General features: G+C 62.5%; 9 protein-coding genes and 1 pseudogene. 1 reads left to right on the forward strand and 9 read right to left on the reverse strand.

Features of this window, described 5'->3' with window-relative positions; translation table 11 throughout:
- Nucleotides 1-233 precede the first annotated feature (233 nt).
- Nucleotides 234-3,011, reverse strand: coding sequence for an ATP-dependent Clp protease ATP-binding subunit (locus QCE58_RS20235; protein WP_250521916.1), 2,778 nt, complete (start codon nt 3,009-3,011; stop codon nt 234-236).
- 897 nt (nt 3,012-3,908) lie between these two features.
- Here QCE58_RS20235 and QCE58_RS20240 point away from each other — a divergent pair.
- Nucleotides 3,909-4,955, forward strand: a pseudogene (locus QCE58_RS20240) (glycosyltransferase family 4 protein); the annotation flags it as partial.
- Between the two features lie 341 nt (nt 4,956-5,296).
- Here the strand turns inward: QCE58_RS20240 and QCE58_RS20245 are convergent.
- The 8 genes from QCE58_RS20245 to QCE58_RS20280 all read right to left on the reverse strand — a co-directional run bounded on the left by QCE58_RS20245 (nt 5,297) and on the right by QCE58_RS20280 (nt 14,554).
- The gene (locus QCE58_RS20245; protein ID WP_008348044.1) at nt 5,297-6,682 is read right to left on the reverse strand and encodes a GntP family permease; all 1,386 of its coding nucleotides are present in this window, start codon (nt 6,680-6,682) and stop codon (nt 5,297-5,299) included.
- A 142-nt stretch (nt 6,683-6,824) separates the two neighbouring features.
- Nucleotides 6,825-7,547 (reverse strand): GntR family transcriptional regulator, encoded by a 723-nt coding sequence (locus QCE58_RS20250; protein ID WP_175980857.1) that lies wholly within the window; start codon nt 7,545-7,547, stop codon nt 6,825-6,827.
- A gap of 136 nt (nt 7,548-7,683) precedes the next feature.
- On the reverse strand, nt 7,684-10,419 hold the full coding sequence (locus QCE58_RS20255) for an ATP-dependent Clp protease ATP-binding subunit (protein WP_034470945.1): 2,736 nt from the start codon (nt 10,417-10,419) through the stop codon (nt 7,684-7,686).
- A gap of 100 nt (nt 10,420-10,519) precedes the next feature.
- Entirely contained in the window at nt 10,520-11,425 is a 906-nt protein-coding gene (locus QCE58_RS20260; protein WP_008348049.1) for a LysR family transcriptional regulator, read from the reverse strand.
- Nucleotides 11,426-11,502: 77 nt separating this feature from the next.
- Entirely contained in the window at nt 11,503-11,940 is a 438-nt protein-coding gene (gene aroQ, locus QCE58_RS20265; protein WP_250521917.1) for a type II 3-dehydroquinate dehydratase, read from the reverse strand.
- Nucleotides 11,941-12,021: 81 nt separating this feature from the next.
- Nucleotides 12,022-12,867 (reverse strand): shikimate dehydrogenase, encoded by an 846-nt coding sequence (gene aroE / locus QCE58_RS20270; RefSeq protein ID WP_250522017.1) that lies wholly within the window; start codon nt 12,865-12,867, stop codon nt 12,022-12,024.
- Nucleotides 12,867-14,087 (reverse strand): CaiB/BaiF CoA-transferase family protein, encoded by a 1,221-nt coding sequence (locus QCE58_RS20275; RefSeq protein ID WP_250497378.1) that lies wholly within the window; start codon nt 14,085-14,087, stop codon nt 12,867-12,869. Before QCE58_RS20275 ends, aroE begins: the two co-directional genes overlap by 1 nt.
- A complete protein-coding gene (locus QCE58_RS20280) occupies nt 14,087-14,554 on the reverse strand; it encodes a MaoC family dehydratase (RefSeq protein WP_250521918.1) in 468 nt (155 codons plus the stop codon). Before QCE58_RS20280 ends, QCE58_RS20275 begins: the two co-directional genes overlap by 1 nt.

The following is a 14,554-nucleotide window of genomic DNA, read 5'->3' on the forward strand; positions in this document are numbered from 1 at the left end:
CTACGTGGATTCAAACCGTTGAAAACAGAGCCAATCACACATCAAAAACACGACATCTGTATTTAGCCGGTGGTACGACATTTCAATTTTGCTTTGACAATTGATGCCGAGGCTCAATTGAAATGTCGTACTTGGAATTGCGACAGCTAGCGAATCGTCTATCCGTACGTGCCGCGGGGCGCCCGGTCGAACCTGACCGTGCGCGCTTCGGACGGCATTGGCAACGGCCGCGTTCAATGTTCGCTCTTGGCCGACTCCTTGCTGCGTTCCGCCGACTTTGCCCCGTTCTTCTTGCTCGCTGGACCGGACTTGTTTTGTTTCGGCTTCGCTTCGCCCTCGACCTTGGCGAACGTGATCGCGTCCTTGTCCTTGTCGTAGCTCACGTCTACCGTGTCGCCCGGAGCGAGTTTGCCGCCGAGAATCTCCTTCGCGAGCCGGGTCTCCAGTTGCTGGCGGATCTGGCGTTTCAGTTCGCGTGCGCCGAATTCGGGCCGATAACCCACATCGGCAAGATGATCGATGACCGAGTCCTGCACCCTGAGCGTGATGTCCTGAGCCGCCGCCGTGCGCGCGACGCGGTCCAGCTGTATCTGCACGATCGAGCGGATGTTCTCGCGCGAAAGCCCGTGGAACATGATGATTTCGTCGATGCGATTCAGGAACTCGGGGCGAAAGTGGCCTTTCAGCACGGCCATGAGCTTCTCGCGCATGGCTGCCTCGGTGTCGCGGTCCTTCTCGGTTCTCTCGAGGTTGTCCATGATGATGGACGCGCCAAGATTGCTGGTCGAGATGATGACGGTGTTGCTGAAGTCGACGACGCGGCCCTTGCCATCGGTGAGGCGGCCATCGTCGAATACTTGCAGCAGCACATTGTTCACATCGGGATGCGCCTTCTCGATTTCGTCGAGCAAGATCACGCAGTAGGGACGGCGGCGCACGCGTTCGGTCAGCTGTCCCCCTTCGTCATAGCCGACGTATCCCGGCGGCGCGCCGATCAGCCGCGCGACTGCGTGGCGCTCCATGTACTCGGACATGTCGATGCGGATCACCGCCTGCTCGTCACCGAACACGGTCTCCGCTAGCGCCTTCGCAAGCTCGGTCTTGCCGACGCCCGTCGGTCCGAGGAACAGGAACGTCGCGATGGGCCGGTGCGCTTGCCCCATGCCCGCGCGTGACAGCCGCACCGCATCGCTCACCGCGACCACGGCTTCGTCCTGACCGATCACGCGTTCGCGCAGCTTGCTCTCCATCTCGAGCAGTCTTTCGCGTTCTTCCTGCGTGAGTTCGGTGACGGGAATGCCGGTGAGACGCGAGACCACTTCCGCGACCGCTGCAACCGTCACTTCGAGCGTCTCCGATCCGGTCTTGCGCTGCCATGCCTCGGTCAGGTCGTCGAGCTTCGTCTGCTTCTCGTTGATGCGTTCCTCGAAGTTCTTCGCTTCATCGAAACGCTTGCGCGACGAGGCATAGGCCTGCTCGCGCTTCGACTGGGCGATTTCCGCTTCCAGCTCCTGCATTTCGGGCGGGCGCGACTTCGAGCCGATTCGCACGCGCGCCGCAGCCTGATCGATGAGATCGATAGCCTTGTCGGGCAAATAACGCGATGTGATGTAGCGGTCCGACAACTCCGCTGCCGCGACGAACGCTTCATCGGCGAAAGTGACCTGATGGTGCGCTTCGAGTTTGTCGCGCAAGCCGCGCAAAATGACGATGGTTTGCTCGACCGTCGGCTCCGGCACGAGTACCGGCTGAAAGCGCCGCTCGAGCGCCGCATCCTTCTCGATGTGCTTCTGGTATTCGTTGAGTGTCGTCGCGCCGATCAAACTCAGCTCGCCGCGCGCGAGCGCCGGCTTCAGCACGTTCGCGATGTCGAGTCCGCCCTCGCCGCCGCCCTGACCCGCGCCGACTATCGTGTGCAACTCGTCGATGAACACGATGAGTTCATCCTGCTTCGAAGTGATCTCGTCGATCACCTGCTTTGCGCGCTCTTCGAATTCGCCGCGATACTTCGCGCCCGCGACCATCGAATTGATGTTGATCTCGATGAGCCGCTTGTTGCGCAAGTCTTCGGGCACGTCGTCGTTCACGATGCGCTGTGCCAGCCCTTCGACGATCGCAGTCTTGCCCACACCCGGCTCGCCGATCAACACAGGATTATTCTTCTTGCGCCTCGCGAGCACCTCGATGGTACTTTCGATTTCCTGTGCGCGTCCGAGCACCGGGTCGAGTTTGCCTGCGCGCGCCATCGCGGTGAGATCGCGGCCGAACTTGTCGAGCGTCGGCGTGCCGGTCGGCGTATCGACGCGGCCGTCTTCCGCACCCTTGCCCACGACCTTCACCACTTTCTGGCGAAGCGCCTCGGGCGTGACGCCGTACTTTCTGAGGAGCCCCCCGGCGATGCTGTCGGTCACGGACGCAAGCCCTATCAGCACATGCTCGGGACCGACATAGGAATGCCCGAGTTCTCGCGAGGCCTGGAACGCGTACTGAAAAGCCTTCTTCAAGCGCGGCGAAATCGTCATCTTTTCGACCGGCGTATCGGGCGCGGCTTTGCCCTTTTGCGCGTGCTCGTCGATATAGCGGCGGATGTCGTCGGCAGAAAGCTTCAACTCCTTGAAGAGCGCCTGCACGACGTCCATGTCGGCCAGCACGTAAAGCACCTGCTCGGTGTCGAGTTCCGTCTTCTGCAATTCGTGCGCCTTTTCGGCGGCGCGTTGCAGAAGTTCCATCGTCTGCTCGCTGAAGGCATCGGTCACGTCGACGGACTCGCGCGGCACCGAAGCGACGATATCGTCCTCGTCTTCCTCGCCAGTGCCGTCCGTGTCACCCATCAGACGCGACAGACCTCCGCCGCCCAGTAAGGAATCGAAAGGATTCAGCATGGTTTGATGCCGCATCAACTGGCGATAGTCGTACTCGCAAATCGACATCGATTTGCGGCGGCCGTTCTGCACGACGGTTACCTGCGCAACCGCCGGACGGGCATGACAAATCTCGCAAAGGGCTGGCATATCAATCGTCTCCGGTTGGGGCGATTCGATACCTATGGCGCACAGCGCTGAGTTCTTTCGAACCGCCGGGTGTCGAGGGTCATCTCCTGACAAGTCTCTTTCGAACGTGTTCCTCCGTGCGGCGTGTCGGCTAATTCGCCGGCCGCGATGAAACGGATGCCTGACTCATCGCTAACCTTCATCGTGAGTGAGCGGTGGTATCGGACAGCATTCGACGTTCCGTTAAATGCCTGCTCTCTTGCACCGATCTTCTTTTCGCGTTGAATCATCGCGACCACGGGCAACGGGTGGCCGGTGGCTCTGCATCGGTGTCCACGCCAAGGGAAGCATCTCCGTGTGCTACGCGATGTGAGCGGTTCGCGAAACGGCTCGTCTCTGTGTCTGATCCGCGGCCCGTCACCAGATCGGTGCGCTTCGTCGTCCTGGACACGTGCTCATGACAAGGCATCACCGATGCAGACTATGCGTGCGCGTCAACTGACCGAATGGCGACCCTTCCGGTTCGCGAGCCGAGCCGCTGTTGCAACATCTGCAGCCAAGTGCAAGTTCTCCGCGATTACGCGATTACACGTCGCGCGCCACGCATCGATTAGATAGCCGTACCAATCGCACCGAATCTCGATGCTCATCCGCGAGCCGACTCTGTCGACATGAATCGGGCACGCCGATAGCTGCCGGTTTCATCGCGCACCGTCACGAATAATGCGCGGCGTTGTCACTAACTGTTTAGGATGGCGATAGATTGTCCGGATTCAACCAGCAATAGCAGAAGCTGTCTGCAAGGTGCCGGTCGGCATGAGAGGGGACGTCCCGCAGGGATGGGCGCGAGCGTCGCGAGCATGTCTGAGCACTCGCGTTGCACGAATCCGCAGGCGGGCCGCACTGGAGAACCAACCTATGCGAATCGCACAAATCGCACCGTTGCACGAAGCGGTTCCCCCGAAGTTATACGGCGGCACGGAGCGCGTGGTGTCGTATCTGACAGATGCACTCGTCGACCTCGGCCACGATGTGACCTTGTTCGCAAGCGGCGATTCGCAGACCCGCGCGAGGCTCGAACCAGCCTGGCCGCGCGCCCTGCGGCTCGATCCGGGCATCCGCGATTCGCTTGCCCCGCACATGCTGCTGCTCGAAACCGTTCGCCGCCGCGCGCATGAGTTCGACGTCTTGCACTTCCATCTCGAGTACCTGCCGTTCCCGCTGTTCTCTCAAAGCGATACGCCGTTCGTCACGACGCTGCACGGCCGTCTCGATCTGCCCGAGCTGGGCGCGATCTTCGCGACGTTCACGCACGCGAACATCATCTCGATCTCGGACGACCAGCGTAGCCCCTTGCCGCGCGCAAACTGGCTGAAGACGGTGTATCACGGCTTGCCGGACGGCCTGCTCACGCCGCAGCCGCACAAGAAGCCGGAATATCTGGCGTTCCTCGGCCGCATCAGCCCGCAAAAGCGTGCCGATCTCGCCATCGAAATCGCGGCGCGAAGCGGCTTGCCGCTGAAGATTGCGGCGAAGGTCGACAAGGCTGATGAGAAGTATTTCGCGTCGACTGTCGAGCCGCTGCTTTCGCAGGCGCACGTCGAATTCATCGGTGAAATCAGCGAAACGCGGAAGCCGGATTTTCTGTCGGGTGCGAAGGCGCTACTGTTTCCGATCGACTGGAACGAGCCGTTTGGCCTGGTGATGATCGAATCGATGGCGTGCGGGACGCCGGTGATTGCGTTCAAGCGCGGAGCGGTGCCCGAGGTGATCGATCATGGCGTGACCGGTTTCATCTGCGAAGACGTGCAAGACGCGGTCGGCGCACTGCATCGGATCGACGAGCTGTCGCGCCCCCGCGTCCGCGCGCAATTCGAGCGCCGCTTCAGCGCCAGCAGGATGGCGCAGAATTATGTCGATGCCTATACGTCGATGCTGCACGCCGCCAAGCGCCCCGTGCCGCGTTGGGAATCGCCGAGGTGCGCGATGGACGGAAGACGGAACCATTGGAATGCCGACCGTAAGCGAAGCGACGCACTGACTTGCGAAACCATCGACGACAACGAGCCTGTGCCGCAACGAAAGTTTCAACGCGCTCGCTTCGGCGGTCCGAACATCGGCAGCGACAATCCCTGGACCTTCGCCCTTGCCATTCTGCGAGGCCTAGGCAGCTTGGCCACCCTAGGCTGGGCTTTGGGCACGGTTGTAGCCGTGGCCGTCACGAAGCTGCGCACGCGCGGTGATCACGCGCTTCGTCTGGAGTCGTCAGCACTCCGATGACTGATTGCCGGCGTGTTCCCTGCAGTTCAGCCAACGTGGACTGCCGCGTTGAAGATCAGCGCCATCACCAGGCCAACCACAGCCACGATGGATTGAACCACCGAGATCGTTTTGGTGGCTTCGCCCATCGTCATGCCGAACGATTCCTTCACCATCCAGAAGCCGGCGTGGTTCGCATAGTTGAAGAACAGCGAACCGCAGCCGATGGACAAGGCCAGCAAAGGCAGGTTAAGGCTCGGATCGGCGCCGGCCAGCGGAGCCAGCAGACCCGCCGCGCCGACGATTCCCACCGTCGCCGATCCGGTAGACACGGACAGCAACATCGCGATCAGCCATCCGAGGATCAGCGGGGGAAAAGCGAAGTGCTGCGTCAGATGCACGATCGCCTCACCCACCTTCGCACTGGTCAGCATTTCCTGAAACGCGCCGCCGCCGGCGATGATCATGATGATGGAAGCAATCGGCTTGAGGCTGTTGCCGAGCGCGTGACGCAGCTTTTCGGCATCGCCGCCCCGGGCGAGGACCAGCGCCGCAACTGCGAAAAGTACGCCCAGCAGCATGGCTATCAGCGGATTGCCGAGGAAGCTGGCAACGTGCAGCATCGGTGCGTTCTTCGGCAACACCATCTCCGCCACCGCATGAACCAGCATCAGGATGGCGGGCAACAGGGCCGCCAGCACGCCGAGACCGACCCCGGCGCGGTGGCCATTGTCGGACTGTTCGACGACGGTGAACTGGTCCAGCAAGGCCTGATCGGGCCTGGTGCTCATGCGCGGCGAGATGAACGCGCCATAGAGCGGGCCGCCCAGAATCATCGCGGGAATGGCCGCCAGAAAGCCGTACAGCATGGTCGGCCCCACCGAAGTCTTGAGCGTGGCGATAGCCGTCAAAGGACCCGGATGGGGCGGCACCATGCCGTGCATCGCGGCAAGAGCCGAAATCACGGGCACGCCGACGTACACATAGGCCGAGCCCTTGAACCGGGCATGGCTTTCCAGCTTGCGCGCCACGCTGAAAATCAAGGGAAGCATGACGACCAGCCCCACTTCGAAGAACATCGGAATGCCGACCACGAAAGCCACGAGGGTCATCGCCCAGGGAATCATACGGTCGGAGGCGCGCCTCAGAATGGCCTCGGCAATCTGCTCGGTAATGCCCGCATCCGCGAGGATTTTGCCGAGCATCGCACCCAGCGCGATGACGACGCCCACCGCGCCCAACGTCTTGCCCGCGCCGTTGGTCAGATGCTTGACGATGCTTCCCGGCTCCATGCCGGTTGCGAACCCTACGCCGATTGAAACGACGAGCAAAGCGAGAAGCGGATGCATCTTGATGCGCGACACGATGAGCGCGACAAGCAGCACCACGCTGATCAGCGCGGTCAGCAACAAATCGATATCTAGACTGGTCATGGAATGAATCTTAGGTTTGGAATGGTTTGCCGAGCGTGCTCGTCAATCGATCGTGCTCGGAAAGGGAAGCATGGTCGCGTCGGCTTCAGGCGAACGGCCCTGAACCGGTTGCGCATGCCGTCTCCCAATCGCGGTTCTTTGGCTAGCGGATCTCCGCCTGATAGATGAATTCGCTGGCGGGTCCGCGCGAACGGCGCCACTCGAGCGGCTGCCGATCGTAGCCGAAGGCGAGACGCTCGATGACCACGGCAGGCGTCCCCGGCTCGATGTTCAAAAGCTTCGCGTGTCGCGAGCCGATGGCTTCGACGGTAAGGGTTTCCGTGGCGGATGCCACGATCTGATTGCACTGCGTCTCGTAGACCGGGTAAAGGAGGTCGCCGATCTCGCCCACGTCCATCTTCGCAAACGCCGCAAAACGTGCGTAGGGCAACCAGATCTCTTCGGCGAGCATCGGAACGCCGTCGATCAGCCGCACGCGCGACATCTGGATCACGCGCGCCGTGCTCGATATCTGCAGTCTCGCGGCTACCGCCGATGGCGCATCGACCACGTCCCGGCGCAGTATGCGACTCTCCGGAATGCGCCGTTCGCCTTGCCGTGTTTGAAAGCGGAAGAAGCGAAACAGGGAGCCGTCGAAGTTCGCGCGCCGTACGAAGGTCCCTCTTCCCTGAAAGCGCTCGAGCATGCCTTCCGCGACGAGCAGATCGACGGCCTTTCGCACTGTGCCGACAGCAAGGCCGTAGCTTTGAGAAAGCGCCTGCTCGGTCGGGATCGCTTCGCCCGGGCGCCATTCACGAGCCGCGATCAGGGCAACCATTTCATCCCGCAGGCGCTGATAACGGGGTAAGCGGCCATCGGCCTGCATGATCGTCTCCATCGAATTCATATATATGATTACATGTTTTCTCTCCGAATGGATCGGGGATAACCCTGCCGGATCATGACGCGACCGTCGCCCGTCGGCTTGAAAGACGCGAGGTTTGGCGTAGTGATGCTCGCGGTCAAGGTGTGGGCGGCGTGCCCTCGCCCGCCTGATTCGCCAGTCCCGCGCGCTTCACATCGAACGCGAGCCGCTTGTTCTCCGCGTCGTAGTGGCACTTCACTTGTGCGCCCTCGGTAACGTCGCCCTTGAGCATTTCCTTCGCCAACTGGTTTTCGATCGACTGCCTGATCTGCCGACGCAGTTCGCGCGCACCGAACTCGGGACGGTAGCCGACGTCCGCGAGATGATCGACGACGGATTCGTCGAACTCCAGCACGACGTCCTGGCTGTGCGCGAGGCGCTGCACCTGATCGAGCATCAGCCGAACGATCTGGCGCACCTCATCGCGGCCGAGCGAGGAAAACAGAATGATGTCGTCGATCCGGTTCAGGAACTCGGGCCTGAAATGCTGGCGCAGCACGCTCATCACGCCATTCTGAACCGATGCGTCCGCATCGCTCGCGTTGGTCGTGAATCCGAGCGTCGCGCGCTTCTGACCGGCGATCACGTCAGAGCCGAGATTGCTCGTCGCGATGATCAGCGTGTTGCTGAAATCGACCACGCGGCCTTTGCCGTCGGTCAGGCGCCCGTCGTCGAAGACTTGCAGAAGCACGTTGTACACATCGGGATGCGCCTTTTCGATCTCGTCGAGCAGGATCACGCTATAAGGCCGACGCCGCACGCGCTCCGTCAATTGCCCGCCTTCGTCATAGCCGACATAACCCGGCGGCGAGCCGATGAGCCGCGACACCGCGTGACGCTCCATGTATTCGCTCATGTCGACGCGCAGCATGGCGTCTTCATCGCCGAAGACGACTTCCGCCAGCGCTTTCGCAAGCTCCGTCTTGCCCACACCCGTCGGCCCGAGGAACAGGAACACGGCGATCGGCCGGTTGCGGCCCTGCAAGCCGGTACGTGCGCGCCGCACCGCGTCCGACACCGCAACGACCGCTTCTTGCTGCCCGATCACCCGCTTGTGCAGGCGCTCTTCCATCTGCAGCAGACGGGCACGCTCCTCCTCGGTCAGTTGAGTCACGGGAATGCCGGTGATCGTCGCGACGATCTCGGCGACGTGCGCGACCGTCACCGTCGACGTGTTCGTGCCGACGCGCTGCTTCCAGCTATCCGTGGCATCGCCGAGTTGCTTTTCCTTCTGCGCGATCTCGCTGTCCAAAGCATGCGCGCGGTCGAACTGCTTGCGCGATGCCGCATAGTCCTGTTCGCGTCGCAATTGCGCGAGCTCGGACTCCAGTTCGAGGATATCGGCGGGGCGCGATGTGGCCGACAGATTCACGCGCGCCGCGGCCTGATCGACGAGATCGATCGCCTTGTCAGGCAGAAAGCGCCCCGTGATATAGCGATCCGACAGTTCCGCCGCGCCGACGATCGCATCGTCCTGGATCGTGACCTTGTGGTGCGCTTCGAGCCGGTCGCGCAGTCCACGCAGGATATTGATGGTCTGCGCGACGGTCGGCTCCGCGACCAGCACCGGCTGAAAGCGCCGCTCGAGCGCCGCGTCCTTTTCGATGTGCTTCTGATACTCGGCAAGCGTGGTCGCCCCGATCATGTTCAGCTCGCCGCGCGCCATCGCCGGCTTGAACACGTTGGCGATATCCAGTCCGCCTTCGCCGCCGCCCTGCCCCGCGCCGACGATGGTATGCACTTCATCCACGAACAGCAGCAGCTTCTCGCGATTCGCGGTGATTTCATCGACGACCTGCTTCACGCGCTCCTCGAACTCGCCGCGATACTTCGCGCCCGCAACCAGCGAGTTGATGTTCAGCTCGACGAGGCGCTTGTCGCGGAGCGACTCGGGCACATCGCCGTTGACCATGCGCTGCGCGAGCCCTTCGACGACCGCGGTCTTGCCCACACCCGGCTCGCCGATCAGCACCGGATTGTTCTTGCGCCGGCGCGCGAGCACTTCGACCATGGTTTCGATTTCGCGCGCGCGTCCGATCACGGGGTCGAGATGCCCTTCACGTGCGAGCGCGGTGAGATCGCGGCTGAACTTGTCGAGATGCGGCGTGCGTGACGGCGGCCCGTCGCCGCGCGGCGGTCCGCCCGCGCCGACCGTCTGCGCGGTCTGCTGCCTGAGCGCCTGCTGATCGACACCGAGCTTGCCGAGCAATTGGCCCGCGAAGCTGTCGGGTACATCGGCAAGGCCGATCAGCAAATGCTCCGGCGCGACGTAGCTATGCCGCAGCTGACGCGATGCGAGAAAAGCGCGGTCGAGCGCGCTCTTCAGACGAGGCGACACGGCGATCATGCCGTCCGGCGGCGGGCTCGCGCGCTCGCGGCGTTGCGCGTTGGCGTCGATGAAGCCGCGGACTTCGGCCGCATCGATGCCGATGCTCTTGAGAATCGACTCGATGACGGCGTTGTTTGCAAGCTCGTAGAGCAGATGTTCCGTGTCGACCTGCGAGCAGCCGGATTGCACTGCGCGCTCGGCGGCGCGCATCAGCATCTCTTTCGCGCCGTCGCTGAAGTATCGGTCGATGTTCGCGCCTTCGTTTTCGTTGCGCCGCACACCGGCATCGCGCGGTTCTTGCTGTGCGGCACTTTCGGGCGCGGACGCCTCGCCGGGCGCGCCGCCCATGAACAGCGATTCGAGCGGCGAGAGCGCGCGCTGGTGCCGCGTGAGCTGCGCATAGTGAAAATCGCACACGTCGATGACGTGACGGCGGCCGTTGCGCAGCACCGCGAGGCGCACGGTCGCGGGCCGTGCGCCGCATACGTCGCACAAGTGAGCCATATTCGTCTCCTAGGTCGTGGCAGGGCACGCCGCCCCGGAGAGGAATTTGCTGCAACCGTTGTTCCTGCGCCCGGCGGAACGACGATTGCTATTCGCCCGTCTAGTTTTTCGCGAGGAACAGCTCAGCGACGACAGAGCGAAGCCAGCGGTTTCCCGCTTCGTCGTGATACTTCGCATGCCAATGCTGCCGCACCGCGAACTTCTCTACCGGGAACGGGCAAGAGTGAACCGCAAGGCCATTCACTTTTGCCAAGGTTTCTCCAATGTTTCGCGGCAGCGTCGCGATCAGGTCGGTTGATTTGACAATCGATCCAAGCCCAAGCATTCCCGGAAGCTCCAGCACGACATCACGTTCGATTCCATCGCGCAATAATGCCTGCTCGAGTAACTGCGCACCCGTGCCTGCGGCGATGATGACGTGCCCTTCGCTGCGGTATTGCTTCAGTGTCAGCTTCGCGCGGACGCGCGGATGGTCCGGGTTGGCGAGACACACCCAATCCTGCATATAGAGCTGTTGCTGATACATTCCGCCGCCGAGCCACGGAACATGACCGATCGCCAGATCGGCCTCGCCAGATTCGAGCGCGCGCTCGGTGTTGCCGTCGATCCGCGCCGCCTCCAGACGGATGCCCGGTGCCTTGGCGCGCACATAGGCCAGCATCCGCGGAAGCAAGGTGATATGACTCGCGTCGGTCATGCAGATGCGAAACCGTCGCTTCGCCGTGACCGGATCGAAAGAAATCTCCCACGACGAGAATCTGCGAAGCGACTCGAGGATTTCCCTGCACGGACCGATCAGCGCATCCGCCTGAGGCGTGGGCGTCATGCCGCCTGGCGTGCGAATGAAAAGGGGATCCTGCAGATGTTCGCGCAAGCGCGCGAGCCAGATGCTAACGGTCGGTTGGGCCTGTCCAAGCTGCTCCGCTGCACGCGTGACGCTGCGAACGTCATAGAGCAGATCGAAGAGCTGAAGCAGCTTGAGGTCGGGCAGATCGGGCGTGGTCATGCATCCATTGTAGAACGCAATGTCGCTCTTGCGACCATTGCATCAGAGATGACGCACACCGGACCTGGCTTGGTTTGTCACGCTGCCGCGGACACCGCCGCGCGCAGACCAAGGGAATAGCTTTCGATACCGAACCCGCATATCTGCCCCTTGACGATTTCCGCGAACACCGAATGATGACGGAAAGCCTCGCGTGCATGGATGTTCGACATATGAATCTCCACGACGGGCACGGTCAGAATGGCGAGTGCATCGCGGATGCCGTAACTGTAATGCGTCCATGCGCCAGCATTGACGAGCACGCCATCGACCTTGTCGGCAAACGCCTGATGGATGCGTTCGCACATGTCGCTCTCGCTGTTGCTCTGATAGCTTTCGACCGTTACGCCGAGTTCATTCGCGAGCGCCTGCAATTTCTCATCGATGTCGGCGAGCGTGGCCGTGCCGTACTGAACGGGATCTCGCTTGCCGAACATGTTGTGGTTGACACCATGCAGCATAAGAAACGTTTTCATTCTTTCGTCCGAGTCTAATTGCAGACCGTTAATGTTCATTCCACCGATGTCTTCTCGACCGCTGCGCCTCTTTTCGCCGGATCAATCGAGCGGAACGGTCAGCCGCTCGATGAGCGCGCGCGTTTCTGGACGCACGCCCCGCCACCACGCGAACGCCTCCGCAGCCTGCTCGACCAGCATGCCCACGCCGTCAGCGATACTTTTCACCCCTGCATCGCGCGCCAGCCGCAAGAAAGGCGTGAGCCCCTTCCCGTAAGCGAGTTCATAGGCGCTTCCGCCGGCGCTGAAGACACTCGCTGGCACCGGCGGCAGTTGCCCGGTCAGGCTCGCGGATGTCGCGTTGATGACGAGGTCGAAGCGCCCCAGTGCCGCCAGGTCCGCATACCCGCACGCGGTGAGCGATCCGCCAGCAGTGTTCGATCGGGCGACCTGTTCGACAAGCGCACGCGCCTTGTCCACATGCCGGTTGGCGACGACGAGCTCGGCAGGCCGTGCCGCGACGAACGGCAGCAGCGCGCCGCGCGCAGCGCCGCCCGCGCCGAGGATCAGCACGCGCTTGCCGACCATCGGCTGATGCAGGTTGACTTCGATGTCGCGCACGAGTCCGACGCCATCGAAGTTTTCGGCGATGATTCGGCCGCCCTCGAACTTCATCGCGTTGACCGCGCCCGAGAGCTCCGCTCGTTCGCTGCGCTCATCGGACATGGCGAATGCAGCGAGTTTGAACGGCGCGGTCACGTTCATGCCGCGGCCGCCCGCTGCAATGAAGCGCTTGACGCTATCGGAGAAGCCGCTGGCAGGTTCCACAGGTCCTTCGATGGCCTCATAGCTCATGTCCTGGCCGGTCTCTTGCGCGAAGAAGCCGTGGATGAACGGCGACTTCGTGTGCCCGATCGGATTGCCGATGACCGCGTATCGATCGCTCATCATGCCCCCGGCTTCGAGAACAGCACGCCGTCGGTCTGCATCGCATCGATCTCGGCCGCGCTGAAGCCCAGCGACCGCGCGACTTCCTCGTTGTGTTGCCCGAGATCGGGGCCGACCTCGCGAATCGACGTATCGCAGTCCGAGAAGCGAAACGGCAGGTTCGGCAGACGCAGCGTGCCCAGACGCGGATGCTCCTGTTCGATCACCATGCCGCGCGCGACGATCTGCGGATCGGCCACGACCTCGTCGATGCGTTGCACCTTCGCGCAGGGCACATCGACGCTGTCCAGCAGCGCGAGCACATCGGCGACGTTGCGTGCAGCGACCCACGGCTTCACGACCGCGAGAATGGCCTCGCGGTTCGCATTGCGCCCGTTCAGGCTGTGCAGGCGCGCATCGGTCGCGAAGCCCGCGGGGCCGCCATTTTGCTCGACGGCCGCGGCGAAGCGCTTCCACGATTCGTCGACCTGCGCGGCGATGACCAGGTCGCCATCGCTTGCTCTGAACACGCCGTATAAGGTCGATGTCGGCATGTCATGGCCGGTCTGCTCGGGGACCACGCCCTGCATCGTGTAGCACTGGACGGCATATTCGTGCATCGAGAACAGCGTGTCGTACAGCGCCATGTCGATATGCTGGCCGCGTCCGCTCTTCACGCGGCCGAGCAAGGCAGCGTTGATCGCGGCCACCGCATGAATGCCGGTGTACATGTCGCCGAGCGAAATCCGCATGAGCGGCGGCGGCTCGCCCGGGTTGCCGATCATCTGCATGATGCCGCTCTTCGCTTCCGCGATCAGCCCAAAGCCTGCGCGATGCGCGTCCGGACCCGTGTGACCATACGCCGAGATCGAGCAATAGACGAGACCCGGATTGCGCTCGGAGAGCGCGGCATAGCCGAGGCCGAGCTTATCCAGCGCACCGGGGCGATAGTTCTCGATGAACACATCCGCCGAATCGCACAGGCGCTGCATGAACGCCTTGCCCCGCGGATCTTTCATGTCGACGCTCACGCCGCGCTTGCCCATGTTCAACTGGAGGAAGTAGGCGCTTTGCTGGTCGTCGAGGATCGTCGCGTGCTGGCGGCCTGCATCGCCGCTGCCGGGACGCTCGACTTTGATGACTTCGGCGCCGAGCGCGGCGAGACAGCGTCCGACATAGGGACCGGCGAGAAAGTGGCTGTAGTCGACGACGCGAAAGCCTTCGAGGGGACGGGCTTGCATCAGTAGGCTCCCGGACGGCGCGGGACCATCAGACGATGCTCGCCGCGTTGAACGACTTCGCCGTTCTGGTTGATCAGTTCGGACGGCAACACGACGATGCCCCAGCCCGGACGGCTCTTGCTCGCGCGCATGGACGTCACGCGAAACTTCACATGCAGCACGTCGTTGACCTTGATCGGCAGCACGAAGTCCCACGTCCAGCCGAGCGACATGCCCGGCAGGAAGCGATAGTCGCTCTGTGTCTTGAGGCCATCGGCGATCGACAGCCCGAACAGGCCATGCGCGACGATCGACCCGAAGTGGCTCGCGTTGGCATAGTCCTCGTCGACATGCACCGGCGTATGGTCGCCCGTGAGATCGGCGTAAGCGAGAATGCATTCCTTCGTGACGGTGTAGGTCGGGCTGACGCACTCGTCGCCTTCCTGCGCATCGTCCCAGTATTTCTCGGTGATGTTGATGGTGCTCAT

Origin of the sequence: Caballeronia sp. LZ028 (assembly GCF_031451415.1) — a bacterium.
Taxonomy (GTDB): domain Bacteria; phylum Pseudomonadota; class Gammaproteobacteria; order Burkholderiales; family Burkholderiaceae; genus Caballeronia; species Caballeronia zhejiangensis.